Raw genomic sequence first — 24313 nt, 5'->3', positions numbered from 1 at the left:
TCCGGATGCAATAGGGCCGTCGTCCCTGAAACGGATGTCCTGTTTCTGCCCGTGATCCGGGGGACGGCTGACAGGCTTGCCGCTGGCCTGCTCGTTCGTCAATGGTGGGAACGCATGAGCGAACAGCGGCACTCCGAATTCATCGAGAAGTTCACGGTTATCTGTCAGCTATATACGCTTACTTTTACACTGACTATATTGTTGGCCTCCCTCATTGCCTTGACCGCCATTCACCTCCTGGTGGTCTTTCCAGCCGGGCTGCTCAACCACGCTTTGGCCGCTTCTGGATGGCGTTGAGCCCATTCGGAAAAGGCCCTGCCACGCAAGAATGCGTCATTCGAATTCACGAACTGGGCTGGCGGTGGCTCCGGCAAATCCTCCGTTGCGTCGTAATCCTTTTCGAGAATCTGTAGTGGCGTGCCGAAGGGATTGTTCAGCGCTGACCGCATCTCAGGAAACAGCAGTCCGAGCAATCGGTCGTAGACGGTGTCACGCACATACGCCGGCTCTTCATTTTCGATGCTGGACTTCACTGTCTCCCGCCATTTTGCAACTTTCTGCTCCTGCTCACTGGTTAATGTTGGGGGGTAAGTACGCACGGCGATCAGGTACAAGGTGTGCCACTTCAACGAGGACTCGCCCCGGTCGCAGCGGATGGCGTTAATGACGGCCCACGCATTGTCGAATTTGTACTCAACCCCGGTACCACAGCGAATCGACAAGAGCCTTGCGATGATGGTTCGCAGTGGGTTTTCGTCCATCAATGGGGCAATAAGGTACCCATGAGTCTCGAGGGCGTTTGCCGCCGCCAATAGCGCATCCTGTGCTTTCTGCCATGCTTCGCCGCCATTTATGTCATCGCTGGCAGCTAATTGTTCCTGCCAACGCTGCTGCAATGCCTGGAGATATCGTAGTCCCCAATCCGCCGCTGGAATATTCAATATTTCTTGCCGCTTGCGCGCCGCTACGTCCAGCTCATCTGATTCGCGCTTCATATCCGCGAGCAGGTGTCCCTCTTCCTCATCTAGAGTTGGGTGATAGAGCCAACGCTTGCCGGCAATTTCGTCAACGACCAGACGCGAGAATTCCTCACGTGTCACCTTGCCTCCCATGCGCCCGATGTCGATCTCAAGGACCGGAAAACCGAACGACGACAAGCGATCGATCCGCTCCTCTCCAATCGGGTTCGTCACCGTTACCTCGATCAAAATGGAATGCGTCCAGCGATCGTCATCTACCCAGGTCGCGATCACGTCCGGCACCGAGCAACCGAGATGCACTTCGAGTTCAACAGAGGTCAGTTCAACTTCGGAGGCCGGCTCAGACCATGTCCTCCGATCAACGAAGCCATTGCTGCGCCGCCACTGCGCTTCGACATGCAGACCCGGTAAGCAAATCCGCTTTTCGCGCTCCAGAATCGCTTTTACCTCCCGATGCAGCAGAGTCTCGCGTCGTTCCGCCGGCCCCTGGCTATTTGGCAAATCCGTCTGTTCAAGCCAGTCGAGCGCTTCAGCCGCGCTGGCACGTGCTTTCGCCTCCGCGTCACGATCCAGATCGGCATCCACCCAATGCTGTGCCCAACACGCGCCAGACCAGGCAAGCTCTAAGCGCTCAAAGATTTCCTCGGGCGACATCATCGCAATCGCCGGGTCATCGACCTCGAGTTCGATCCGCGCCAGCAATGACTCATCGCCTTCCAGGTGCGAAACCTCACCATGCCCAACGAGCCGGACTACCAACCGGCGCCCGTCATCAAGGGTCAAAATGGCCGTCGCCTCGTCCCGGAACGTGCATTCGTTGATGCGGACTGATTCCGATGGTCGCTCAACCCAAGCATCAAAATAGCGGCCGCTCAACCCCTCGACGTTCCGCGAACGACGCCGGCGCGGCAGAACAATGCGGTCCTGTTGGCCAAAAATTTCAGTCAGTGCCTTACGCGCAGCAACGATAACGCACCGCTCGCGTGCCGCACCTTCAGGGTGGCGAAAATGCGGGCGCTTCTGAAACACTGCTTTCGCTGCGTTGACCGCAACAAGGGGCAAATCACAACTCGGGCATTTGCAGTTGGACTTGCCACCACGATGTGCGGCATCCAGCTGAAGGATGTACCGGGGCTGGTCAGTATCCTGATCGACTGCCCAGGCCATAACCAGATCATGTGAAGATGGCACTCGGAGCGATCGTTCGGAGGACTTGATCACCTCCGTTTTGTGCTGAAGGCTCATGAAGTCAAATCCACATCGCCAGCCAGCAGCTTTGTGCCATTCCGATTGCCGACAGTTCAAGCGGAAAGAAACGCGTCGTATCGGTCGCGTCGGCACGTGGCGCAGGGCCAGTGACCGGCAAAAAGTGCAGTCGCCTCATCAAGAAAGAACTATTCCATGTAATTGTCGGCATCTATGACTTCACGTTTGATGTCCTTGAATTCAATCAGATACGTGATCTTCATAGCGGATGCGCACGATACTCGGAAACTCCACATCGACAGCTCGCTCGAATGAAAGCCTCAGGTCAACCAATGTTTTCGACTCAGCCACTTCCACCGTTTCAGCTTTTACGAAAACCGCTTTGCGGTACTCTCTGAAGCCGACGCAGGAGAACGTCTCACGTGCAAGAAGTAGCGATCCTCCGGGTACCACCGGCCCAGAAAAAACTTGAATATCGTTCAGGTCGCAGATGTACCCGTCACCGCGCCCGTCTTTTTCTTGCCGAATAGCAATATCTGCTGGTCGAGGATAGGCTCCATCCATTTCCGGGTATTGCCATTCCCATACCCAATCAGGCCGTGTGGGGTTATCGAGAATCAGAAGTGGCGTAAGTCCTTGGTCAGTGAGGTGACGAGCTTCGTCTTTCAATGCTGCCCAGTAGGCGTTCGCGTCTGGAGCAATAACATCTCTAATTTTGCACTGACGAACGACATCAGATAGCAGCAACGCGCCAACGTGGTTTGCAATGGTCTTCGCGTAATACTCGTCTTCATTAACTGCACGTTGCGCCATCTCGATCTCGGTAAACTCGCCTTTCCGCTGCTTGGAAATGGTCAGCGTGAATGCCTCTCTGGAAACGGAATCGTGAATGACGTCTTTAAAAAGCTGAATAGGGAACTCGCCTGTTGCTGCATCGAATCCTTGTTTTGAAGCGGCATCTTCAATTTCCCTAAGCCTTTGAGCACTGACCTGTGCGCTTGCAACGGCATCGCTCTGGAGTCCTGCAATCTCATCCAGCAGAGCATTGATGCCACCTTTTGCTCTGGCAACACCTTGGATTCTGGTGTGTGCTTTATTGGTTCTTTGAAGCATGCGATCGACCAGCTCCGCACAAAGCCCATCGCCGACTTCATCTAGGCGCGACTTCATCGCGGATGCCCGGCTCTTCAGGATCTCTGTGCTAGTGAAACTGGATGATATCCAGGTGGCCAGCTGACGCCGCAGCGATTCGCCTGGTTTCCAATCTGCTGAAGAGAGTACCGCAATGAGGACAAGCTGAGCTTCCTGAAGCGACTCGACGTCGTCTGCCCCCGAGTACGAGTAGATACGGCCCGGCACCATATCCGGGCGGAGGATATCCTTTGCGCTGTCCACGAAGCTGTCCAGTCGGGCAATGTATCCCTGTCGGTAGGTACTGTCCGCCGCGTGCTGCCTAGCTTTCGCGGCAAGGTAACCGGACGCGGAGAACGCGCTCAACGAGTCATCGGTACGTCCCCCTGCTCGCCAATGCCGTCCACTCAGGAGGCCGGCCGCAACGTAAAGTGCAAGCGAGGACTCGTCGAGGTTCTCGTCTTCGCTCGCAGCCCAAGACAGCAGAATCTCAATCGTCAGGAGGCTGATATCCCGCCAGTAGTTTCTGATCGCAGCAAGAAAAACGTGCCGCTGCAAACCGCTCTGGTCATTACGGATGAAGCGATAGTCATTTTCGTCAAGACCGAGTGACTGTTCGATGATGGACCACTGCTGCTTGACGGATTCAATGGTAATGAAATCCGACTTCCCATAAAGTACAAATGGCTCATGGTCATAGTGTGATGCGTTGGCCCACCACTTTGACAGTACATCGGCCATCCACTCAGCAGCTGCTTGGTCACCCCGCGCTACGGCCTTGAGCAGCATCAGCCCAGTTTGGTTAATGTGCCTCATGTTGAGTTCCAACGGGGCCTTTGCCTCTGACCAAGCGAACTGTTCATCTCGGTCAGGAAGGGATGCAAGGGTCGCTCTTGCTGAATCCCAGCCACCCACGAAATGCACGAGCGTTTCTTCGTATGCCCCCTGTAGCGGGGGACGAAGTAGCGCCATCCGATTTTGCCCGTGCTCCATAACTCCCTGTTCCTCTAGTCGTTGAGACCACCACTTCTCAAGTGCATACATAAGCCGAGGAGGCAGAAGCATAAGATCGTCACGAATCTCCACCGGGGATTCGTGAACGAACGGACCATCAAGGTGCTGGACGACATGGCACAACCGTTTCAGAGGTCGCGATTCCTTTGGTAGAAGGCTTACTGCAGCATCGAAGATCGATCGGTACGTATTTGTCCAGTGTGTGTGGAGCGGGCGATCGGCAAATCTGTGAACGTCAGGAATCAGAGCCCAACTACCTGTTTCGCCCTCATCGGACTTTGCAAGGCTGGCACCGAGTAGTGACGTGTGCATTGTCGTGACGTTCTCATATGCATCCTCGAAGGCCGACACATCTCCGTTTGCCGCCGAGACACGTGCATCTGTCTCAAGCTCTGCAAGGATGTCTGCGGAACTGACATGCCGCCGCTCAGCCCGGATTGGCGTGAATCGGAAGCTCATACTTACGAGTAAGCGTTGCAACCTCGATAACTGTGGTCCGCCATCCACTCGAGCCAATGCGATAGGAGTTTCATAGACGCCACCTGGCACCACTGGCAGAATTAGCAGGGCAGACTTCGGCTTGTCCAGAATGCTTCCATTTCCTGACACGAAACTCTTCTGAGCAGTCTTGAGCCAGCCGCTAACCGCGATCCGAAGTGGCCAATAGAGCACATTCGAAAGGCGCGAGCGTTCGTGCAAGCGCATCTCAACAGCCGGCGCGCCCATGCGAAGCCCAAAGGAACGCATGAGCACTTGTGGTTTGCCTTCGGCCTCATCGTCCAGATAATCAGGGCCGAGGATCCATCCATTCTTCTGAGCGTTCGCAAAAAGCTGAAATCTTAGTAAGTTCGCCACCTCGCGGGGTAGCGCGACATTGATCGCGTAGCGCTTCACCACCTCCATCTGGAAGTCGGTGCGGAGAAACTCAACGGTGCGGAACAGAAACCAGATGGTCAGAACTACGTTATAGAAAAACCAGACAGAATTGACCGCAACCCATGTCACCGCATATCCGAGCGAGTACCTAGCAAGCAAAACGTACTCAAAAGTCATCGACAAAACAAGAAAGAGAGAACTCAGCCCAGCGACCAACGCACCAGAATCGATAAGATATATCTGCAGAAAGGCTTTTGAGGCCGGTCGCCGTTGTAGAAGCAGAGTGACGAAAGAAATCACAAACGGATATACCAACGCAGCAATAGTGGCTTGGATTCCCCAGAGGGTAGTGAAATAGCTCAGCTGCTCTGCCGGGCCCCATGATGACCAGCGGCCAACAAACCAGTTCTCAGGAATAAGATATCCATTGGCAACAATAAGAACGAGAAGACTGACCAGTGATATCGCATACCGAAGTGGTTGTTCGGTCCCCTTGAGTATCTCTCGACCAAACCAGCCGTAACGCATACGTCGGCGAAGGTCGTTGCTCATAAACCATTCCCGCTCTTCTTGACGAAGCAGAGATGCTATGGACCACGGTCGTTTTGGTTGAGGTGTTTTGTTAGATCGTTCTGTCATTATTAATCCGTTCGTCCGGAAGCATGCGGCAGCGTCAATGAGTCAATGTGCGCGAGGTATGTCGGGGGTGGTCTTGCCTGCTTTCATCATGCTCAATAGTCCTGACGATCATCTGCTACCGCCTTTGCTTTTGGTAATCACAATGCGACGCATAGCGGATACAAATAGAGTGATGGACACATTCTAGTACGTCTAATATACTGTGCGCAACAATCTTCATACACCATCATTCACCCTTACTGGCAAGCCAGGATGTCGAACGATCAGATTTCAGACTTGACCCAACCGCAACGTGACCGACTCGCTTTTGTCGAGTTGCGGGTGCGATTCATTGGGGAGATTCGCCGTCAAGATTTGGTGTCGAGGTTTGGCATCCAGTCGGCGGCAGCTACGCGCGATCTCGCCCTCTACAAGGACTTAGCACCTGGCAACATTGACTACGACTCCAAGGGAAAGACCTACGTCACCGGCAATGACTTCCGCCCAGTATTCGACTTCCCTCCAGAGCGGGTGTTGGCTTGGCTGTCCCAAGGGTTCGGTGACGGGGAACCGGCACAGCTTAAAGCTTGGATAGCCAGCGAGATTCCGTCGCGGATCACGCACCCTGACCTGGTTACCTTGGCCTGCGTCACAAGGGCAATTCATCAGAAAAGTCCTCTTAAGATCCGCTACCACTCTATATCCAGTGGCCGTTCAGATCGCGAGATCGTACCTTTTGCTCTGCTCGATAATGGATTGCGCTGGCACGTCCGCGCCTTTGACCGCAAAAGCCAAGAGTTCCGTGATTTCGTGATTACTCGGATCAAAAGCCCGGTGGTGATGAAAGGTGCAGAGGTGCAGCTTCATGAGCGAAGCGACCAGGATATTCAATGGACTCGTATCGTTGAGCTGGAATTGGTGCCTCATCCCGACCAGCCCCGTCCCGAGATCACGGAAATGGACTACAGCATGGATGGCGGGGTCCTGCGCATGAAGCTTCGGGCCGCCACTGCCGGCTACATCCTGCGCCAGTGGAGTGTGGACTGTTCACCGGATCACAGCCTGCGCGGCCATGAGTATCGCTTGTGGCTGCAAGATCCTCTGGCACTGTATGGCGTGAAAAACGCCCTGTTGGCGCCGGGGTATCGCTCGCCCGACCAAAACAAGGGAGAGAAATAACGTGGCCTACGATCCAAAACGCGCACGTGAACTTCTCCGGATCGGCTCCGGACGTGCAGACGCCATCTTCCGTGACGGCCAAGAGGACGCCATTCGTCACATCGTCGAAGGCAAAGGCCGCTTGCTCGTCGTGCAAAAAACTGGATGGGGCAAGAGTTTCGTCTACTTCATCGCGACCAAGCTGCTGCGCGATGAAGGCAATGGCCCTGCGTTGTTGATCTCGCCGCTACTCGCGCTGATGCGGAATCAGATCGCCGCAGCCGAGCGAATGGGAGTTCGCGCCGCCACGATCAACTCCGACAACGTGGATGACTGGACGGCAGTCGAGGGCAAACTGGCCAAGGGGAAAATCGACATTTTGTTGATCTCGCCAGAGCGCCTGGCAAACGAGCGCTTCCGCACCCAGGTGTTGGCGGGTATTGCCGCACAGATTTCCATGCTGGTCATCGACGAAGCGCATTGCATTTCCGATTGGGGACATGACTTCCGTCCTCACTACCGACTGCTGGAACGCATCGTCAAGACGCTGCCACCCAACCTTCGACTCCTCGCCACTACGGCAACGGCGAACAACAGGGTGATGGACGATCTCGCTGCTGTTCTTGGGCCAAAGCTTGATGTGTCGCGGGGCGATCTCAATCGCACCTCACTCTCTTTGCAGACCATCCGCCTGCCCAGCCAAGCCGAACGCCTTGCATGGCTGGCGGAGCAACTCGCCACGTTGCAAGGCCACGGAATCATCTACACGCTGACGGTACGCGACGCCAACCAAGTCGCCGAATGGTTGAAGACCCAAGGCTTCAACGTAGAGGCCTACACCGGAGAAACAGGCGACCGCCGAGAGCAATTGGAACAAGCACTGCTCGATAACCAGGTCAAGGCGCTGGTTGCGACAACGGCTTTGGGCATGGGCTACGACAAGCCCGATCTGGCATTCGTGATTCATTACCAGATGCCTGGATCGGTTGTTGCCTACTACCAGCAGGTTGGCCGTGCTGGACGAGCCTTGGATTCTGCCTATGGCGTACTGCTCAGCGGCCAGGAAGAGGGAGACATCACAGATTGGTTTATTCGCAGCGCCTTTCCAACCCGGCAGGAGGTAGCCGATGTCCTGGAAGCGCTTGAGGAAGAACCTAGCGGCCTGTCGGTCCCTGAACTACTGAGTCGAGTCAATCTTAGCAAAGGCCGAGTCGACAAAACAATCGCTCTACTTTCACTCGAAGCACCGGCTCCTATCGCCAAGCAGGGCAGCAAATGGCAGCTCACAGCGGCAAAACTGAGTGAAGGTTTCTGGGCGCGTGCGGAACGTCTCACTGCGCTACGGCGGGACGAACACCAGCAAATGCAGGACTACGTCAGCCTACCATTTGGTCAGCACATGGGCTTCCTGATCAGCGCTCTTGACGGCGACCCAAATGTTGTCACTCAGCCCGCCCTGCATCCTCTGCCCGCCACCGTGAATGCCGAACTGGTTAAAGAGGCCATTGCGTTCTTATGCAGAACCAGCCTGCCCATCGAGCCGCGAAAAAAATGGCCCGATGGCGGCATGCCTCACTACAGCGTCAAAGGATTCATTGCACCAGACTACCGAGCTCAACCCGGAAAAGCTCTTTGCGTTTGGGGAGATGCCGGCTGGGGTGGCTTGGTGAGACAAGGCAAGTATCACGACAGCAAGTTCGCTGATGATCTGGTGACGGCCTGCGTGAAAATGATTAATGAATGGAACCCGCAGCCAAAGCCGACATGGGTGACGTGCGTTCCGTCCCTGCGGCATCCTAATCTCGTACCAAACTTTGCAAAGCGCTTGGCTGCGGCGCTCGGTTTATCGTTTCATCTGGTCATCGCAAAAACAGACGAAAGGCCAGAACAGAAAACAATGGCAAACAGTACCCAACAAGCACGCAACATCGATGGCTCGCTCGCGCTCAATGACAACCCGGTTCCCAAAGGACCCGTACTCTTGGTCGATGACATGGTGGACTCACGCTGGACGCTGACCGTTTCAGCTTGGCTCCTGCGGCAGGCCGGGAGTGGCGAAGTTTGGCCAATGGCGCTTTCGCAGACGGGGCACGACGAATGACACCAGCCCTTTCACCTAACACCCAAGCGATTCTGCTACTGACAGCCCCCTTGATCGCAGGACGCGGCCCCTCGTCACCAGATCTACTTACACCCGGCGAATACAAGCGACTTGCCCGGCATTTACGAGAGATCCAGCGCCAGCCGGCAGATCTTGTATCTCCGGATGCGAACGATCTCCTGCGTGCATGCCAGCCAGTGATTGACGAGGGTCGGCTGCAGCGATTATTGGGACGTGGCTTCCTGCTGAGTCAAGTCATTGAGCGTTGGCAAGCTCGTGCCATTTGGGTAATTAGCCGTGCAGATCCTGAATACCCCAAGCGCCTAAAAGTCCGACTGCGAGAAGACGCTCCGGCCGTTCTCTACGGTTGTGGTGATATCAGCCTGCTGGAATCTGGCGGACTAGCTGTGGTCGGTTCGCGCAATGTGGACGACTCACTAATCGACTACACGATGGCTGTCGGCCGGCTGGCGGCACGCGCCAGAAGGACGCTCGTATCAGGCGGTGCTAAAGGTATCGACCAAGCAGCCATGCGTGGCGCTCTGGAGGCCGGGGGAAACGTCAGCGGTGTGCTCGCAGATAGCCTTGAAAAAACGACCATGAACCGCGAGCACCGCAATCTGCTGATCGACGGCCAACTCACCCTGATTTCCCCCTACGACCCCAATGCAGGCTTCAATGTCGGCAATGCCATGCAGCGCAACAAGCTGATCTACGCGCTTGCGGATGCGTCCTTGGTGGTGAGCTCGGATCTCAACAAGGGCGGCACATGGGCCGGTGCAGTCGAACAGCTCGACAAACTCAAATTTGTGCCCGTTTACGTACGGTCCACAGGTGAGCAATCAACTGGGTTAGATGCCTTGCATAAAAAGGGGGCGTTACCGTGGCCAAGCCCACAAGATGTGGATTCGTTTGAAGCCGTGTTCGACGTGGCTGCACCTACCAATGAACCATCTCCGCAGTCTGGCCTTTCGCTGTTTTCCGGCGAGGAGTCGCCAGCTGTGGCAGCCACATCGCCAAAGGTTCCAGAGACACCACAGGCTGTCGAAGTGCCGGCGAAGCCAGAGCCGGCACCAGCTTCTGTAAAGATTGACGATCCAGTTGAACTGGATGCAGCGCGAGTGCCATCCGTAGCGCCGACACATAGAGCCGAGACCGAAAAAGCTGGCCCCGAAGTGCGGGCGGCATCAACACCTGCGGACACCCTATTTGCGGCGGTTCGAGAAGTGGCCCTGCTACTTCTAAAAACGCCGATGAAGGATGCCGATGTTGCTGCTGCGCTAGACATTTCAAACGCACAAGCCAAGGCATGGTTGCAACGCATGGTCGACGAAGGTGTGTTGGAAAAGCAGAAAAAACCAGCGGGCTACATCGTCAAGCAAGAGAGACTGTTCGAGTAACCGATGATTCACAAACAAGGGAATTGGTCGCAGCCGAATGGCGTCCATTAAAGAGGATTGTCGGCCCCGCCAGATTAGACGAGAAGATAGACGGAAAGAACAATAATGGCAAAGACACTAGAAGCGCATGACAAGCTGATCAGGGAGATCTTCGAGGGCAGCTACCAGTTCGAGATTCCGGACTACCAGCGTCCATACGCCTGGACAACGGAGCAGGCGGAAGAGCTCTTCAATGACCTCGTGTCAGCGATGCAGGATGCCCGGACATCAGGGGCGACAAGTCAATACTTTCTTGGCAGCATCGTGCTCATCAAGAACGACCGGGAACCCAAGTCATCCGTTGTCGATGGTCAGCAACGCATCAGTACGCTGACAATGCTTTTCGCCGTGCTGCGGTCAGTGATGCCCGAGGCGGCAGATGACATCACCGACTTTCTCTACAAGAAGGGCAAGGTCAGTCTTGGCGAGACCAATGAGTACCGGCTGATTGCCCGCGAGGAGGATATCGATTTCTTCCGCACATTCATTCAGGAGCCGGGTGGCATCACACGTCTAGTGGCCAGCACCGATAAGCTCGAAGACAGTCGTCTGCGTTTTCGTGAAAACGCTACGCTGCTTTTGGAAAAGGCCAGTGCACTCTCAAGTGCGGAGCGCGAAGCGCTGTGGAAATTCCTCGCCAATGACTGCTCATTGGTCGTTATTTCGACGCCCGACCTTGAAGCCGCATATCGCATCTTCTCGGTGCTGAATAACCGTGGGCTTGACCTCGCCCCTATCGACATTCTAAAAGCGGCAGTGTTGGGCTCGATCCGCACCATTGCGGGTGACGCTAAGAGCCGGGCCTACGCCAAACAGTGGAGCCAAATCGAGAGCGCCCTCGGGCGTGATGCCTTTGGCGACCTCTTTGTCCACATTCGAACCATCTACGCCAAGCAGAAGCAAAGGGCGACACTCGTCAAAGAGTTTCAAGACTACGTCACCGAATATAAAGCCCCGATTGACTTGGTCGACAAGGTCATAAAGCCATATGCCGAGGTCTGGGATTTTGTACGTGATTCCGACTTCGAAGCGACAGAATATGCCGAGGTGGTCAACGACTATCTGTCTTGGTTGAATCGCGTCGACTTCAAGGACTGGGTGCCACCTGCGTTGGTCTATTTCAAACGGTTCCGGCAACAGCCATCTTTGTTAGCCTCATTCTTCAAATCACTCGAACGCCTGACCTATTTCCTGCTGGTTACAAAGGTAGGCATCAATGAGCGCATTGACACCTATGCCGCCCTCACCAAAGAAATTGAAGTAGAAACGTTCGATGGTGACGCAGCTGTCCTCAAGACCTTAGACCTTACCGACAAGCAGAAGCGCGAGTTCCTCGAAGCACTGGACGGTGATATTTACCGCCGCTTGCCCAAGGCCCGTATGGCTTTGATGCTCAGGCTTGAGGCCTTGGTGAGTGATGGAAGCAAGAAGCAGGCATTTGCCCATCTGTCCCTTGAACACGTTCTGCCGCAGACCCCGCCAAACGGGTCCGAATGGATGACGTGGTTCCCTGACGATGATGCGCGCGACTCCTGGACGCATCGGCTGGCCAACTTGGTTCCCTTACACGTCCGCAAGAACCCCGCCGCCAGCAACTACGACTTCGTCACCAAGAGAAATGTTTACTTTAGTGGCAAGGGTACGAGCTCACCTTTCATCCTGACCAATGAAGTGCGCGGCCTCTCCGACTGGACACCGGCACTGCTCGGCACACGACAGCAGCGCCTCGTAGGCGTTCTCAGCAAGCACTGGAGCCTCGGCGTTTCCGGTGCTGGCTCAGATAGTCAAGTTGCAACGGCTGCAGCTCAAGGATAAGCAGATGACTCGGGGCGATATGTACCAAAATGGCGGCGATGCTGACAATCTTGCAGCGGCTCAAATGCTCACTACATCCAAATCGAAACGAGGCTGAGATGCATCAAGCGGAATGGGTTATCGATGAGGGGCGGCTAAAAATAAAGGATCGGTCTGGGGGCCAATTCTTCCCGAGCGCCATGCAAGTTTATTCGGCCGTTTTTTCTAGTTTGACCGAAATAGAGGGGCGAACTCTTGATTGCTTGCTGCCGGATGCGTGCCCGAACCTCAGCTTTTCCCGCTTTCCCGCCGAGCCTGCGGTCTGGATCAAGAATACGAATCCAAGTTCAATTGTTGTGACTACTGGGGTTTCCACCGACCTTGGATATTGCGATGTCCCGGATGGAGCTGACCAGGTAATTAGTGGAGGGAAATGGTACCCCGTCAACCTTGAAGCACTGCAGGCCGCCAAAGTTTGGATCGCAGGGCTAGGGGTAACCGAGGGCAATCCGATTTCATTCGGACAGTTGATTGCACTGCGCAGTGCGCATGATGTTCCTGCAAAGCTTATCGATGATTCCCTTTTGGTTGCTTCAGATATTGCAACGAGCGCTGGAAAGGCTTTTTGCGACGTACCCGGGCTAAATGCAGAGCTTTATCCATACCAAAAAGATGGCGTGGCCTTTTTGCGGTTAATTGCCCAGCAGGAAATTGGATGCGTATTGGCAGACGAAATGGGCTTGGGAAAAACTTTGCAAGTCATCGGCCTTCTTCAGTCAGAACACAACCGGTGCAGCGTGCCATCGTTAGTTATTGCGCCAGCTACTATTGTCGAGAACTGGAGGCGAGAACTCGCACAGTTCTCACCGCTACTCAAGGTTCACGTTCATGCAGGAGCGGGAAGAGCCGGGATTGCGGAGCGCCTTAGCCCGTTTGATGTCGTGATCACATCTTTCGACACCGCCATACGAGATGAGCCGCTACTTTCTTCGATAGAGTGGAACTTGCTCGTTCTTGATGAGGCGCAGGCAATAAAGAATCCTGACGCACAGAGGACTCAGGCGGTTAAACGAATTCCGCGTCGGGTGTCACTAGCAGTAACCGGCACTCCTGTGGAAAACCGGCTCGATGATCTTTGGTCGCTTGCAGATTTCGCACTTCCTGGGTTGCTTGGGTCTGTTAGTGAATTTCGAGCAAGCTTTTCCGATGACATCAACGATGCAAGCCGACTCGGGCCAATTGTTTCGCCTATTCTTCTGAGGCGAAAGGTGGCTGATGTGGCCAAGGATCTGCCCCCAAAGATAGAAATCCCCCAGCCGATAAAGATGACCGAGGGGCTTGCTGAAGCGTATGAAGCCCTGCGACGACAGACGCTAGAAGAATACGGACCGGCAGCAGCAATGGTTGCCACTTCCCGCCTTCGAATGTTTTGCACTCATCCCTATCTTATAGATAACGGCAGCGGCGACCCGTCTGTCGACATGCCGAAATATGCTCGTCTATTGGAGCTTCTCGCCGAGATATTTGAATCCAATGAGAAGGCTCTGGTATTTACAACCTACCAAGGAATGGCAGATCTGTTGATGCGGGATATTCCTCAGAGGTGGCCGAAAGGGTTCTTCCGATTCATTGATGGTCGTGTGCCGGTTGCAACCCGGCAACCAACAGTTGATCAGTTCTATGACTTCAAAGGATTCGGTGCGCTGTTCTTAAATCCTAAAGCAGCTGGTGCAGGGCTGAATATAACGGCAGCCAATCACGTGATCCATTTCAACCCAGAATGGAATCCAGCTCTCACTGATCAGGCATCTGGGAGAGCGTATCGGAGGAAGCAATTGCTACCTGTGACAATTCACTATCTCTACTTCGTTGACAGTGTTGAAGAGGTAATGCTGGACCGCGCCCAATTCAAGCGTGGCTTAGCCGGTGAAGCTGTCATTGGCCACGAAGGTGAGATTGATCCATCAATAATTGTCCGGGCGCTTCAAATTTCGCCCCTTTCAAAATTTCAGGAACACGGAAAATGACGACCACAATTTCAAAGAAGCTTAGTGCCAATGATGTTGGTGCAACGGGCGGCCACCAAGCAGGAATTCTCGTGCCTAAAGCTAAAGAGATTCTTTCGTTTTTTCCTCAGTTGAATCCAAGTATTAAGAATCCGCGAATAACACTTTTGGTTCGGGAGCGCGCTGATGGATCGAAATGGGAATTCAATTTCATTTATTACAACAACGCACTCTTCGACGGCACGCGCAATGAGTACCGCCTTACATGCATGACCAAGTACCTGCGCGCAATTGACGCAAAAATTGGGGACGACCTAATCTTTTCCAAAGACGAAAATGGCTCCGTGTATGTGGAATGTGTTCGCGCAGGCGGTACTGCTGCAAGACTCAACGATGATGGCGTTCTCATCCTGAGTGGCGGTTGGAAAATTATCAATTCTTGAAATTAAAGGGGGGAATGACTATGTCGCAAATAGAAACTATTGAGGTGCCACCAGACGTAGCCCGAGTCAGTGAGGGGCTGCGCGACACGGGTTATGAATTCAACACCGCAGTAGCGGACGTTATCGATAACTCTATCGCTGCTGGTGCGACTGTCGTTGACGTTCGGGTTGGTGCTGACTTCATTGGAAACATTGCTGTATCAGTCGCGGATGACGGTTGCGGCATGGACAGGGATGGACTCATCAATGCGATGAAGTATGGATCCAAGAAACGAGCTGATCCCGCCAGCCTAGGAAAATTCGGACTGGGGCTGAAAACTGCTTCAACAGCTTTTTGTAAACGACTGGCATTAATTTCGCGCCCGGATGGTCAGGCGGCACCACTGCGCGCTGCATGGGATCTTGATTTTTTGGGACAGTCGAATAGTTGGGGTCTTGAACTTGGCCCAGCTGCGTCGCACGAAGCGCAGCTACTCAATGAAAGCGCGAAAGGCAAATCCGGAACGGTAGTCATCTGGGAGAAAGTTGACCGGCTCCTTTCCGACTATACAAAACCAGATGGAAAGCCACTGAAGAATGCGCTCAAACGATTAGAAGAGTCATTGCGGGAACACATCGCAACTGTTTACCAACGATTCCTTGACCCCTCAGACAAACGTTCACGGACGCTCAGCATTAAGTTGAACGGTTTTGCGGTCGCTGCGTGGGACCCCTTTTGTGTGGCAGAGGTTAACACTCCGGTCGTTGACAAGACTATCCCGGTTCAATTACCCAGCGGGCAAACAACTTCATTTTCCATTCGGGCTTTCATCCTTCCAAGAAAAGAAGAGTTCTCGTCGTCTGAGAATCGAATCGCGGCCAAGATTTCCAACGAACGCCAAGGGGTCTATGTCTATAGAGAAAACCGACTTATTCATGGGCCGGATTGGCTTGGCATGTACAAGCAGGAACCACACTTTTCGCTCCTGCGTGTAGAGCTGTCTTTTGACCACAAACTGGATGACGCTTTTCAGGTGGACATCAAGAAGTCAAGGATTCTTCTGAATGAGCAGCTTTACGAGTGGTTGAGGGACACTTTTCTTGCAGCGCCGCGCCGCGAAGCGGAAACTCGCTACAGGAAGGGCGCTGCTGGGGCAGTGAAAGGAGCCGCTGCCTTGCTGCACACCGCCTCCGGCAATGCAATTCATCAGAAGGTTGGAGCGCTGAAGGTAGCAACGGTAACCGATGTCAATTCAGCGAATGGCGAGGTTGGGATAACGAACAACTCTGGTCATTCCACGACAAAGCTCAAGATCGTTACGACCGACGAGCCTAGTCTGGTTCACATATCAACCAGTGAAACGCTTGACAATGGCGTGCTTTGGGAACCGGCCCTCGTCAACGGCGCGTTTGGCGTTACGCTAAACACGGGGCACCCCTTCTATCCAAAGGCATATCTGCCAAACAAAGGCGACAGTGTTGTAGTTCAGGCACTCGACTTTATGCTCTGGGCGTTGGCTCAAGCCGAATTAAACAACGTTAACGACGAGAACCGGGACGCGTTCGAGGAATTTCGGATTGAGGTGTCACGCAATCTTAAAAAGCTAGTTGCTGATTTGCCCGATCCGCCGGAGTCTGGAGCTGAGTAATGACAATGCTCGACGCGACCGCCTTGGCTCAAAGGCTTCAGGCGCGATTTGGTCTTGGGCTTTTTGGGGGGCTTGAGGACGTTGACGGCGGTACGTTTGTCGTTCTGCGACCTGTTGATCTTCCGCGCCCAAATGGGTTTGGCATTGTTTTGGCGCGCACACCACGCCAGGTGGAAGCAAGTTTTAGGGCGGATGCCTTTTCCAGAACCCTGTTACGACATATGGCAGAGGCAGACGAAACTGCAAGGACAACGTTTTCGACTTTGGCCAGAAAAGCTGCGTTGGATGGCTTTCGTTTAAGCATTAGCGTGAATGGAAATCCCGTTGATGCTGCAGATGACCTGCCACACGGTGAATGGGCAAAATTTGAACTTGACTGCGACAAAAGGGTAGTGAGCGGAAAGCTGTCAGGTGATCAGTCCCATGATTTCGTCCTCGAAGCTGCCTCGACCTGTCTGGGTATGGCGCTGGCCCTCTTACCATTGGAAGAAGTGATCGACACGGTTCCGGGTTTTGAAGTTGGACTACCGGAGGGTGCGAAAATTCAAGTGGAGGTCAACAAGTACGAAAGAAGTCCCGTTAACCGTGCAGCGTGCATCGCCCACTTCGGTACGACTTGCAATGTCTGTGGCTTTGATTTTGGCGTTCATTATGGTGATCTTGGCCAAGATTTCATTGAAGTTCATCACCGAGTTCCGGTGTCGTCAATGGGGGGGGCGTATCGGGTTGACCCAGTGAGGGATTTGGTGCCTGTCTGTGGGAACTGTCACGCGATGCTACACAGAACGAATCCGCCACTTTCTACTGATGACCTTAAAACTCTGATCGCAGAAGCTGTGTCGAAACGGCTAAAAATAGCTGGGGGATAGACATGCCGCCACGCCAAATTGTAGGGACGTCATGATTGCTTTGAGACATTGCTATTGACTACTTACGTGCGCAGGCGGGATCTCAATGGAGGTTCGGGCCGATTTCAACCAGTCTGATAGCCGTAGGGTTAAGCTGAGTTGATCTTCATTCGGCCTTCTGCAAATTTCGCATTCCCAGACGACCGCAACGCGCCAGCCTGAGGAAACTAGCGCTTCGAATGCTCTTGCATCGTTGATTCTGTTTTTCTCTATCTTGGCACGCCAGAACTCAGTTCGGGTTGACGGCAGTTTGAAAAACTTACAGTCGTGTCCGTGCCAGAAACACCCATGAATCAAAATGGCGGCATGAAATTTTGAAAAAACGATATCCGGCTTACCTGGCATGCCAAGTACATGGAGCCGGTAACGGAATCCTGCTGCATGAAGGGCACGCCTGACCAAAATTTCTGGTTTGGTGTTTTTTGAGCGTATTGCCCGCATGTTTTTTGAGCGGATGTCGGGGCTATGAACATCAGCCATTTTTGGGGCGAATTTTCGTTTTAAGGATGGCCTCCTTGATTCTAGGCTTCATCAATTTTGCAACTGCTGCAAAAACAGGCACAGCAACTGAGTTACCAAACTGCTTGTAGGCCTGCATATCTGAGACCGGGATCTTGAATGATGGATTATCAATCTCGTCATAACCCATCAGCCTTGCGCACTCACGAGGGGTTAGTCTGCGAGGCCTGTTCTTTTGATTCTTGGCAGTGTAGAAATCCTTATCTGGATTAAAACCTCGATCTATCAGAATCTCTGAGCCATCTTTGTAGTATCGCGCCGAAAGAGTCCGAGTTACATCTCCTTCACCCACTAAACCATAACCGAATCCATTGCCCTTTGCCTTGTGCTTGATCGCATAGTTAAACAAATACTCCCAGAGCCTCGGTGTAAGAATGTATTTCTCATCTACACTTTTTTCAAGAATATCTCCGAGGACAGGTTTCTTTTTTGGGTAGTGCTTCCTTATATCTTTTAGGGTAAAGCCGTCATGCACGTTCAGGTCTCGCCTAAAGCCTACGAGCACAATTCGTTCTCTGTGCTGCGGAACAAAGTTCTGAGCATCAATGACTTTGGGATCTGATGACCCTACAGCATCCACATCTGCAACCCAATAGCCCAATTCATTCAAGGTTTCCATGATGACCTTGAAAGTTCTTCCTTTATCGTGACTCTTCAGGTTTTTGACGTTTTCCAGTAGAAATGCTGCTGGCCGTTTCACCTTAATAATCCGCGCCACATCAAAGAATAGCGTGCCTTGGGTTTTACATTCGAATCCGTGCGCTCGGCCGAGGGCATTTTTCTTTGATACTCCGGCGATCGAGAATGGTTGACAAGGAAAGCCAGCCAAAAGGACATCATGGTCTGGGATCAGTCTGTGGATATTTGCAGCGACCACTTTCTCTGAGACGTCTTCCTGCTCACTGAGCGTCACCTTGCGAATATCGTCATTGAAACTATGCGCCACAGGGTCAGCATAGTGATTCGCCTTGTATGTTCTGATCGCGTAATCGTTCCATTCGCTTGTAAAGACACACCTGCCTCCAGCATGTTCAAATCCGCGTCGTATGCCGCCGATGCCCGCGAAAAGGTCAATAAAGTCGAACTCGTAATCTGGGTGATTTGGAGGGGGAGCTGGCAGGAGCGTGCACAAAGCATCATGTTCGCGATGGCTAAGTCGTGGCGATGCTTTCCCTTTTAGCCAACGATTGATGGTTTCTCTACACCATTGCCCAGGTGAAACTCTGTTCAAGTACTCACCGAGATACTTCTGATCGTAGATCTCCAAGAGTTTTTTGATGAGATCAAGATCTTCCAATTCAGCTGCCATGTATTTTTTGTTCTGGGTTAATTGTGTGACGTATTGTCACTCATTTTACCCAGAGCGTCCAGTCCTAAGTTCGTCGGAACACAGCATCAATTGCACCTCTGCCTCACGTCTTGTCATCAATCCCTGCAGCACCCGACCGCCTCCATAGACCCACCGCTGCAGCTCCATTGCAGCACCCGACCAGTCGCGCTGATTGATCCGCCGTCGGAGCGTCGATGTCTGGAGCCGCCCTGCACCGAGATTGAAGGTGAAGTCCACGATGGCGGCGAGCCGTCCTTCGGGCTCGGTGGCCAGCACCGGGCAGTGCCGCAACGTGGCGTTCAACGCTTTCACGAGGTCTTGCGCCAGATAGGCTTCGGCCTCGTCCTGAGTGATTGGCGGGTGATCCTGCGCGCAAAGGTGGCCGTAACCAATCGTCCAGAATCCTGCCGGGCAGACGTAGGGGACGGCGGAGATCTCCGTGCCGCGCTTCACTCGCTTTTCAAAGCCCTCAAAGCGCTTGGCCAGTTCGATTGCTGACTGCGGCACCATCACGACCGCACCCGGTCGAACACGCGCCCCAGGAACCAGAAATTCAGCACCCCGGCCCATAAGGCTTGGTCTGCCTCCGTCCACGCGTGCAGGATTGCGACGCCATAACCAGCGCCAGCGGTCACGGCAGCCACAAACGCAGCGGTTTTGGCAGCGCAGTACAGCGCCATGAACCAGTAGGTGATCACGGGCCGCACACTGCTTGAGAGCGCATCGGCCCAGCGCACGCCAGTTTTCTCACCTTGGGTGCGCACGGCATCGCGCAGAGTTTCGATGGCACCGACGTTCCACGCGGCATCAGCGCCTGCGCCGATCTCGTCCATTCGTTGCGCACCGCGAATCTTCTCGAATTCCAGCGCTTTGTCCTGCATCGCCAGCTCGTGGCCACGTTCGCCATTGCGGTCCAGCCATTTGAGGATTTCCGGAGCGAGGCGAAACGCGCCGCCCAGTAAGCCGCCAAGCAGTGTCTCGATCATTGCGCACCTCCGAACAGTTTGAGTTTTACGAACGCGCCAGCGAGCAGCGCCATCACCAAGCCCGTAACCAGCATCTTCACCATGGTCAGGCCGGCGGTTTTCTTGGCCTCCGTGAAGGCGTCCAGAAGTCCACGCAACTCATGGATATCGCGTGCGGCATCCGGTCCATCAAGGCCAACTTCCGACAGTGCATGCCGGGCACCGCGCTCGGCGGCGCGCTCCAGGATTTCCTCGAAATCTTCCTGCGGCAGTGTCACCATCTTGCGCCGCTCGATTTGTGCTTCGCTCATGTTTTCAGTCCTCCAGAAATGCGAAACCCGCCTCGAGGGCGGGTTCGGTGGTTGCATAGTTTTCAGTTCAGATCCCGATGCCAGCACTCCATCCGGCGACCTTGTAGGCAGATAGAACTGCCTCGTCCTCGACAAAACAGAGCCAGCCAACTTTGGGGACGTAATATTCCCAGGCATTCGCCACACGGACGGCGATCTGGTTGCTCTTACCGACCCAGACGCCGGTGGCGGCGGCCGGAACGATGTAGCGATCACCGTCGACGGGGCTCGCCGGGGGCGTGGTCAGATCCCGATCCTTGACCGAGAGTCCGACCACCGCGCCAAGCCGTTTCAGGTTGGAGTCCATGCTGGTGTTCCAGCCCGATTCGCCCAATGTCCAGCCGTAGGTGAGTCCAAGATTGGGATCAGTATTTGCCATCAGGTGCCTCCATAGTATTTGCCATAGTTCAGCCCGTAGCCTGCGCGGTCGACGCTGCGCGTCTGCTTCTGCCAACTGGTGTAGCCGGCGCGCACGGCTTCGATTTCAATCTTGAACTTGCCGTTGATGCGGCCCAGCCCGCTATCGGTCGCCTCGTCCGTGGTGAGATACGTCCAGGCTGTCGTAGAGAGGCCCGTGACGGTTTTTTGCAACCCATTGTTCTCGTTGTAAACGCGTACCGTGTAAGTGGTGCCTGCTTCGGGGCCGATGTTGGCTTCCGTTTGCGTGACCAGATAGACCGTCTGCTGCATCCGGTCGCGGTGAGACCAAGTCAAAGCAATCTGGCCAAGAGTCACCGTCGGCCACATCACGTTATTCACCTTGACGTTCCCCGGCGGATAGGGACGAATCATTCGGCTGGCGAATGTGTAGTTGTCCGCCGGTGATGCAGATTCCGCCAGCCGCCCAAGGCCTGTCGCGGGCAGCATTTTGACCTGCAGCGACTCGCCAGAGAGGTATTGCTCGGTGACCAGTGCCTCCAACGCATCAGCGAACCAGATGCGCGCTGCGGCCAGGTGCGGCACTGGAACGGTATCGAGTACGCCACGCTCCACCGTCACCGTGCCGGCCACCAGGTTGATCGCCTTGATCGCTACGATCTCGTTGTCGAGATAGGCAAAGATGTCGAGTTTCACCACGTCCAAGTCTTGGCCATTGCCGATGGTCAGTACCGTAGCCTGCTCGTCGATGGTATTGGTGACTGTTGCGTTGGGTGTAAAGCCCATCGTTTCCACTTCGGCGTAGGCGGCACTACCCTGGCGCGTCAGCAGTTTGACGTTGAGCGAATCGCCAGAGGGGCGGCTGGCGCAGACGATTAGCAAGCCGCCTTGAGGATCCAGTTCATCCCTGGCCGTCTGCGATTCGCCGACCACTCGTTTGACGACCGTCCACCACGGCGCTTCATTCAACCGTCGATACGGAACGGGGGCTGGCGAGGTCAGCGGCGAAACCCATGACGTCGGCGTCGGAGAAACATAGGAGGCCGAAGGCAAACCAAAAATATCCTCTACGCACTCAATGCGCACCCGGCCATCTGTGAGCGTGCCGTAGGACACACGCACCACCCGCATCACTAATTGGGCGATGCCCAACTCTGGCCAGGTGAACTTGAACACTTCGCCGATGTTGAGGTTGGAGGCCTGCCGGTTGGCGATCAGCGTGGCTTTGGCGAGCGGCACCGATAGTTGCTTGAGATCGCCCAGCGCGACCCGCGAAGCCAGACTGCCATTACTGACACCTGGGTAGTCGACCGTCACCGATGACACCACGCCGCCGGCCAGTTCCAGTGCGGCCAGGTCATGCACCGTGATGGCCGCATCCTTGTCGGTGGATCGGTCGCGGTAGCGCACGGTGATCTGATTGACCAGTTCCGATTCGGCCGGTCGCGAGAAACTCTCCAGTTCCAGGATGTTCGATGCATCGAGCACCAATAAGCTGGAAACGGTGTAGTCCGCCCGCGCCAGTTTCAGAACGAACTTGCCGGTACGGGGATGCACGTAGAGCGTGCCATCGGTATGGCGCAGCACCTCGGCGATGAATTCCTCCAAAGGTTGTTCGCGATCCCACAAGATCGACAAGCCATATTGTTCCGAGGCCAACGTGTTGGCCGCCGCCTGGAAACTGGGCGCATCGATCTCGCTCGCCGCGTAGCCCAAGCCCCACGTGGCGTTGTTCAGGCACTCGTAAATAATATGCGCCGGGTTGGCGTCCCCATTGATATAGCCACTCCCCAGTGCTGCCGGGGCGGGAATGCGCCGCGCTTCGACGCTCCACGGTTTGACGTAGGGATTCATGGCCGACAGCAAGCATTGCTGGGCAATGAGCGACACCACGCCACGAAAGGCGGGAATGACGGCTCCGAGTTTCTGCTGCAGGTAACCGGAAACCGTTTCGGTCGCGCCCCCCATCTTGACCTCGACGTAGCCTTGGACGCCGCCCTCGCGCGATTCCCCGCCGAAGAGTTCGGGTGCGTTGATGTAAATCGTCTGTGAGGACGTGATGCTGCCACTCCAGGCCGTGCGCTCGCCGACGATGATGCGCGTTACTGCATCCACTGGCCCGTGGCATAGCGCCAAATGGAGCCCGGCGTAATAGCGATGGCCGACGACATAGGTGGATGAACCGCCGCCGCTCTTACCACCGCCGCCCATTTACGCTATCTCCTGTTGCTGTGCGCGTTGTTGCTCAATCGCATCGGCCAACCGGCTGGCCATTGCATCGCCGGTGGCGCGCAACCAGTCGGTCGTCACACCTTGCTGCCGAAAGTCGTCAAAGGTGACGCCCTCACGCGGGAACCACTTGCGCAGACCTGCATTGCAATAGCCGAAGGCTTTGGCATCGTCATGCGTCACGATCATTTCTTGCCTCCGCTACCCGACGATTGGCGAATCTCGGTGGTTTTGACGTCGCCATACCAGACCACGTTGGGCTGGTTGATGACGCGCGTTCCGAATAGCACCGGAATGGCTTTGCCGGATTCAGCGACCGGCACATCGAGATGTCCAAGCGTCGCGGCCGCCGGTTTCGGCGGCTTGGGCGTAAGCAGCATGCCGATGACCGTCGTGATGACCCAGATCGCAATCTGTACCCACATGATTCAGTCCTCAGACAATGGAGTCGCCCGCGAACGGGTTCTTGACGGGGATCCACGGAAACCCTCCGAAATTAAGACTGTTGCCGAACTTGCTCTGGCAGGTGGCGAACGTCCGGTCACAGCCGGCAAAGGCTTCGAAGGGCACACCCAATGCCAGCCCCGGCAGCACAGCGGAGAGCGTGATGGTGTCGCCGGAGTGATTGGTGATCATGCGCGGCACACCGGCGACCCGGAGATAGCCCCCGGTCAGCCACGCGGACGCCTGCGAGAGAAATGCGCTGGAGGTGACGTTCAAGCCGGAGAGCGCACTCACCGTGCCGACGACCTTGTACGCCTGGTTGTTCATGCCGCAACCGGGATCGAAAAGCGCATGGCGGCACCCGGTCTGGTAGTGAGCGCGCAAGCCCGGCCGCTTCAGCGCCGTGAAGATCGACTCGCAGCGGATCTTCGCGGTACTGCCACTGAACACCACAGAGGCCACGCGCCCCTTCCACCAGGTGATGTACTCCGAGTCACCGAGATGGTTGCGAAAGAGCGTGATTGACACGACGCCATTGGGCCGCGCCGCTGCGAAGAGTTGTGCCACGGCGAAATCGCGGGCGCACTCGAGGTCGATGCCGTTCCTCGCAAATTCCGGCGACTGCTCGACGGCAGAGCGCCTAATCACGGCGGGTACATAACTTTCAACCTGATAGGTGATCGCTTCCCGGCCACTGGTCACTGTCCACACTTGCTGGCCAAGGACGAAGCGATAGAGTTCGACCGGCTGACCGGCGGCCGCCGATATTTCCTGCGTGTTGTAGCTCATGAAGGTT

20 protein-coding genes are annotated in these 24313 nt (G+C 55.0%); 8 read left to right on the top strand and 12 right to left on the bottom strand.

From position 1 onward, the window contains the following. Positions 1 to 230: 230 nt before the first annotated feature. Entirely contained in the window at positions 231 to 2225 is a 1995-nt protein-coding gene (locus ACFQU0_RS08670) for a hypothetical protein (RefSeq protein ID WP_382199809.1), read from the bottom strand. 201 nt (positions 2226 to 2426) lie between these two features. After that, complete coding sequence (locus tag ACFQU0_RS08665) at positions 2427 to 5759, bottom strand: hypothetical protein (protein WP_382199807.1); 3333 nt, start codon at positions 5757 to 5759, stop codon at positions 2427 to 2429. Between the two features lie 339 nt (positions 5760 to 6098). Here ACFQU0_RS08665 and ACFQU0_RS08660 point away from each other — a divergent pair, with 339 nt between their 5' ends. The 8 genes from ACFQU0_RS08660 (at position 6099) to ACFQU0_RS08625 (ending at position 17263) form a co-directional block, all read left to right on the top strand. Further along, a complete protein-coding gene (locus ACFQU0_RS08660) occupies positions 6099 to 7004 on the top strand; it encodes a WYL domain-containing protein (RefSeq protein ID WP_382199805.1) in 906 nt (301 codons plus the stop codon). 1 nt (position 7005) lies between these two features. After that, positions 7006 to 9084 (top strand): RecQ family ATP-dependent DNA helicase, encoded by a 2079-nt coding sequence (locus ACFQU0_RS08655; protein ID WP_382199803.1) that lies wholly within the window; start codon positions 7006 to 7008, stop codon positions 9082 to 9084. 50 nt (positions 9085 to 9134) lie between these two features. Continuing rightward, a complete protein-coding gene (locus ACFQU0_RS08650; RefSeq protein ID WP_382199801.1) occupies positions 9135 to 10484 on the top strand; it encodes a DNA-processing protein DprA in 1350 nt (449 codons plus the stop codon). A gap of 105 nt (positions 10485 to 10589) precedes the next feature. Continuing rightward, entirely contained in the window at positions 10590 to 12338 is a 1749-nt protein-coding gene (locus ACFQU0_RS08645; RefSeq protein WP_382199799.1) for a DUF262 domain-containing protein, read from the top strand. A 98-nt stretch (positions 12339 to 12436) separates the two neighbouring features. Next, positions 12437 to 14344 carry a DEAD/DEAH box helicase gene (locus ACFQU0_RS08640; RefSeq protein ID WP_382199797.1) on the top strand — a complete coding sequence of 636 codons (1908 nt, stop codon included), beginning with the start codon at positions 12437 to 12439 and terminating at the stop codon, positions 14342 to 14344. Continuing rightward, positions 14341 to 14766 (top strand): EcoRII N-terminal effector-binding domain-containing protein, encoded by a 426-nt coding sequence (locus ACFQU0_RS08635; protein WP_382199796.1) that lies wholly within the window; start codon positions 14341 to 14343, stop codon positions 14764 to 14766. Before ACFQU0_RS08640 ends, ACFQU0_RS08635 begins: the two co-directional genes overlap by 4 nt. Further along, positions 14745 to 16394, top strand: coding sequence for an ATP-binding protein (locus ACFQU0_RS08630; protein WP_382199794.1), 1650 nt, complete (start codon positions 14745 to 14747; stop codon positions 16392 to 16394). Before ACFQU0_RS08635 ends, ACFQU0_RS08630 begins: the two co-directional genes overlap by 22 nt. Further along, positions 16394 to 17263 carry an HNH endonuclease gene (locus tag ACFQU0_RS08625; RefSeq protein WP_382199792.1) on the top strand — a complete coding sequence of 290 codons (870 nt, stop codon included), beginning with the start codon at positions 16394 to 16396 and terminating at the stop codon, positions 17261 to 17263. The genes ACFQU0_RS08630 and ACFQU0_RS08625 overlap by 1 nt, the downstream gene beginning before the upstream one ends. 51 nt (positions 17264 to 17314) lie before the next feature. On the opposite strand, the gene ACFQU0_RS08620 is transcribed toward ACFQU0_RS08625, so the two are convergent. The 10 genes from ACFQU0_RS08620 to ACFQU0_RS08575 form a co-directional block, all read right to left on the bottom strand. Beyond that, positions 17315 to 17743, bottom strand: coding sequence for a very short patch repair endonuclease (locus ACFQU0_RS08620; RefSeq protein ID WP_382199991.1), 429 nt, complete (start codon positions 17741 to 17743; stop codon positions 17315 to 17317). A gap of 31 nt (positions 17744 to 17774) precedes the next feature. After that, positions 17775 to 19130, bottom strand: coding sequence for a DNA (cytosine-5-)-methyltransferase (gene dcm / locus ACFQU0_RS08615; protein ID WP_382199790.1), 1356 nt, complete (start codon positions 19128 to 19130; stop codon positions 17775 to 17777). Between the two features lie 45 nt (positions 19131 to 19175). Then, complete coding sequence (locus ACFQU0_RS08610; RefSeq protein WP_382199989.1) at positions 19176 to 19661, bottom strand: lysozyme; 486 nt, start codon at positions 19659 to 19661, stop codon at positions 19176 to 19178. Next, on the bottom strand, positions 19661 to 20137 hold the full coding sequence (locus ACFQU0_RS08605) for a hypothetical protein (RefSeq protein WP_382199788.1): 477 nt from the start codon (positions 20135 to 20137) through the stop codon (positions 19661 to 19663). Before ACFQU0_RS08605 ends, ACFQU0_RS08610 begins: the two co-directional genes overlap by 1 nt. Further along, positions 20134 to 20427 carry a DUF6127 family protein gene (locus ACFQU0_RS08600; RefSeq protein WP_382199786.1) on the bottom strand — a complete coding sequence of 98 codons (294 nt, stop codon included), beginning with the start codon at positions 20425 to 20427 and terminating at the stop codon, positions 20134 to 20136. The genes ACFQU0_RS08605 and ACFQU0_RS08600 overlap by 4 nt, the downstream gene beginning before the upstream one ends. 67 nt (positions 20428 to 20494) lie before the next feature. Then, positions 20495 to 20845 (bottom strand): DUF2793 domain-containing protein, encoded by a 351-nt coding sequence (locus tag ACFQU0_RS08595; RefSeq protein ID WP_382199784.1) that lies wholly within the window; start codon positions 20843 to 20845, stop codon positions 20495 to 20497. Beyond that, positions 20845 to 23055: a phage tail protein gene (locus ACFQU0_RS08590; protein ID WP_382199783.1), complete on the bottom strand. Its 2211-nt coding sequence runs from the start codon at positions 23053 to 23055 to the stop codon at positions 20845 to 20847. Before ACFQU0_RS08590 ends, ACFQU0_RS08595 begins: the two co-directional genes overlap by 1 nt. Further along, the gene (locus tag ACFQU0_RS08585) at positions 23056 to 23262 is read right to left on the bottom strand and encodes a hypothetical protein (RefSeq protein WP_382199781.1); all 207 of its coding nucleotides are present in this window, start codon (positions 23260 to 23262) and stop codon (positions 23056 to 23058) included. Then, entirely contained in the window at positions 23259 to 23498 is a 240-nt protein-coding gene (locus ACFQU0_RS08580) for a hypothetical protein (protein WP_382199779.1), read from the bottom strand. Before ACFQU0_RS08580 ends, ACFQU0_RS08585 begins: the two co-directional genes overlap by 4 nt. Positions 23499 to 23508: 10 nt before the next feature. Then, positions 23509 to 24306 (bottom strand): phage BR0599 family protein, encoded by a 798-nt coding sequence (locus tag ACFQU0_RS08575; protein WP_382199777.1) that lies wholly within the window; start codon positions 24304 to 24306, stop codon positions 23509 to 23511. Positions 24307 to 24313 lie beyond the last annotated feature (7 nt).

The organism is Hydrogenophaga defluvii (assembly GCF_042665235.1).
Lineage (GTDB): Bacteria > Pseudomonadota > Gammaproteobacteria > Burkholderiales > Burkholderiaceae_C > Hydrogenophaga > Hydrogenophaga defluvii_A.
The sequence above is the reverse complement of the archived record's forward strand: the minus strand, read 5'-3'. Positions and strand labels throughout refer to the sequence as shown.

Bases quoted from the DNA above. Each gene is read 5' to 3' on its own strand.
- ACFQU0_RS08620 (WP_382199991.1), bottom strand. From the start codon at position 17,743: ATGCGGGCAATACGCTCAAAAAACACCAAACCAGAAATTTTGGTCAGG.
- ACFQU0_RS08580 (WP_382199779.1), bottom strand. From the start codon at position 23,498: ATGTGGGTACAGATTGCGATCTGGGTCATCACGACGGTCATCGGCATG.
- ACFQU0_RS08645 (WP_382199799.1), top strand. From the start codon at position 10,590: ATGGCAAAGACACTAGAAGCGCATGACAAGCTGATCAGGGAGATCTTC.
- ACFQU0_RS08605 (WP_382199788.1), bottom strand. From the start codon at position 20,137: ATGATCGAGACACTGCTTGGCGGCTTACTGGGCGGCGCGTTTCGCCTC.
- ACFQU0_RS08595 (WP_382199784.1), bottom strand. From the start codon at position 20,845: ATGGCAAATACTGATCCCAATCTTGGACTCACCTACGGCTGGACATTG.
- ACFQU0_RS08610 (WP_382199989.1), bottom strand. From the start codon at position 19,661: ATGGTGCCGCAGTCAGCAATCGAACTGGCCAAGCGCTTTGAGGGCTTT.
- dcm (WP_382199790.1), bottom strand. From the start codon at position 19,130: ATGGCAGCTGAATTGGAAGATCTTGATCTCATCAAAAAACTCTTGGAG.
- ACFQU0_RS08670 (WP_382199809.1), bottom strand. From the start codon at position 2,225: ATGAGCCTTCAGCACAAAACGGAGGTGATCAAGTCCTCCGAACGATCG.
- ACFQU0_RS08590 (WP_382199783.1), bottom strand. From the start codon at position 23,055: ATGGGCGGCGGTGGTAAGAGCGGCGGCGGTTCATCCACCTATGTCGTC.
- ACFQU0_RS08635 (WP_382199796.1), top strand. From the start codon at position 14,341: ATGACGACCACAATTTCAAAGAAGCTTAGTGCCAATGATGTTGGTGCA.
- ACFQU0_RS08640 (WP_382199797.1), top strand. From the start codon at position 12,437: ATGCATCAAGCGGAATGGGTTATCGATGAGGGGCGGCTAAAAATAAAG.
- ACFQU0_RS08625 (WP_382199792.1), top strand. From the start codon at position 16,394: ATGACAATGCTCGACGCGACCGCCTTGGCTCAAAGGCTTCAGGCGCGA.
- ACFQU0_RS08600 (WP_382199786.1), bottom strand. From the start codon at position 20,427: ATGAGCGAAGCACAAATCGAGCGGCGCAAGATGGTGACACTGCCGCAG.
- ACFQU0_RS08665 (WP_382199807.1), bottom strand. From the start codon at position 5,759: ATGAGCAACGACCTTCGCCGACGTATGCGTTACGGCTGGTTTGGTCGA.
- ACFQU0_RS08660 (WP_382199805.1), top strand. From the start codon at position 6,099: ATGTCGAACGATCAGATTTCAGACTTGACCCAACCGCAACGTGACCGA.
- ACFQU0_RS08585 (WP_382199781.1), bottom strand. From the start codon at position 23,262: ATGATCGTGACGCATGACGATGCCAAAGCCTTCGGCTATTGCAATGCA.
- ACFQU0_RS08575 (WP_382199777.1), bottom strand. From the start codon at position 24,306: ATGAGCTACAACACGCAGGAAATATCGGCGGCCGCCGGTCAGCCGGTC.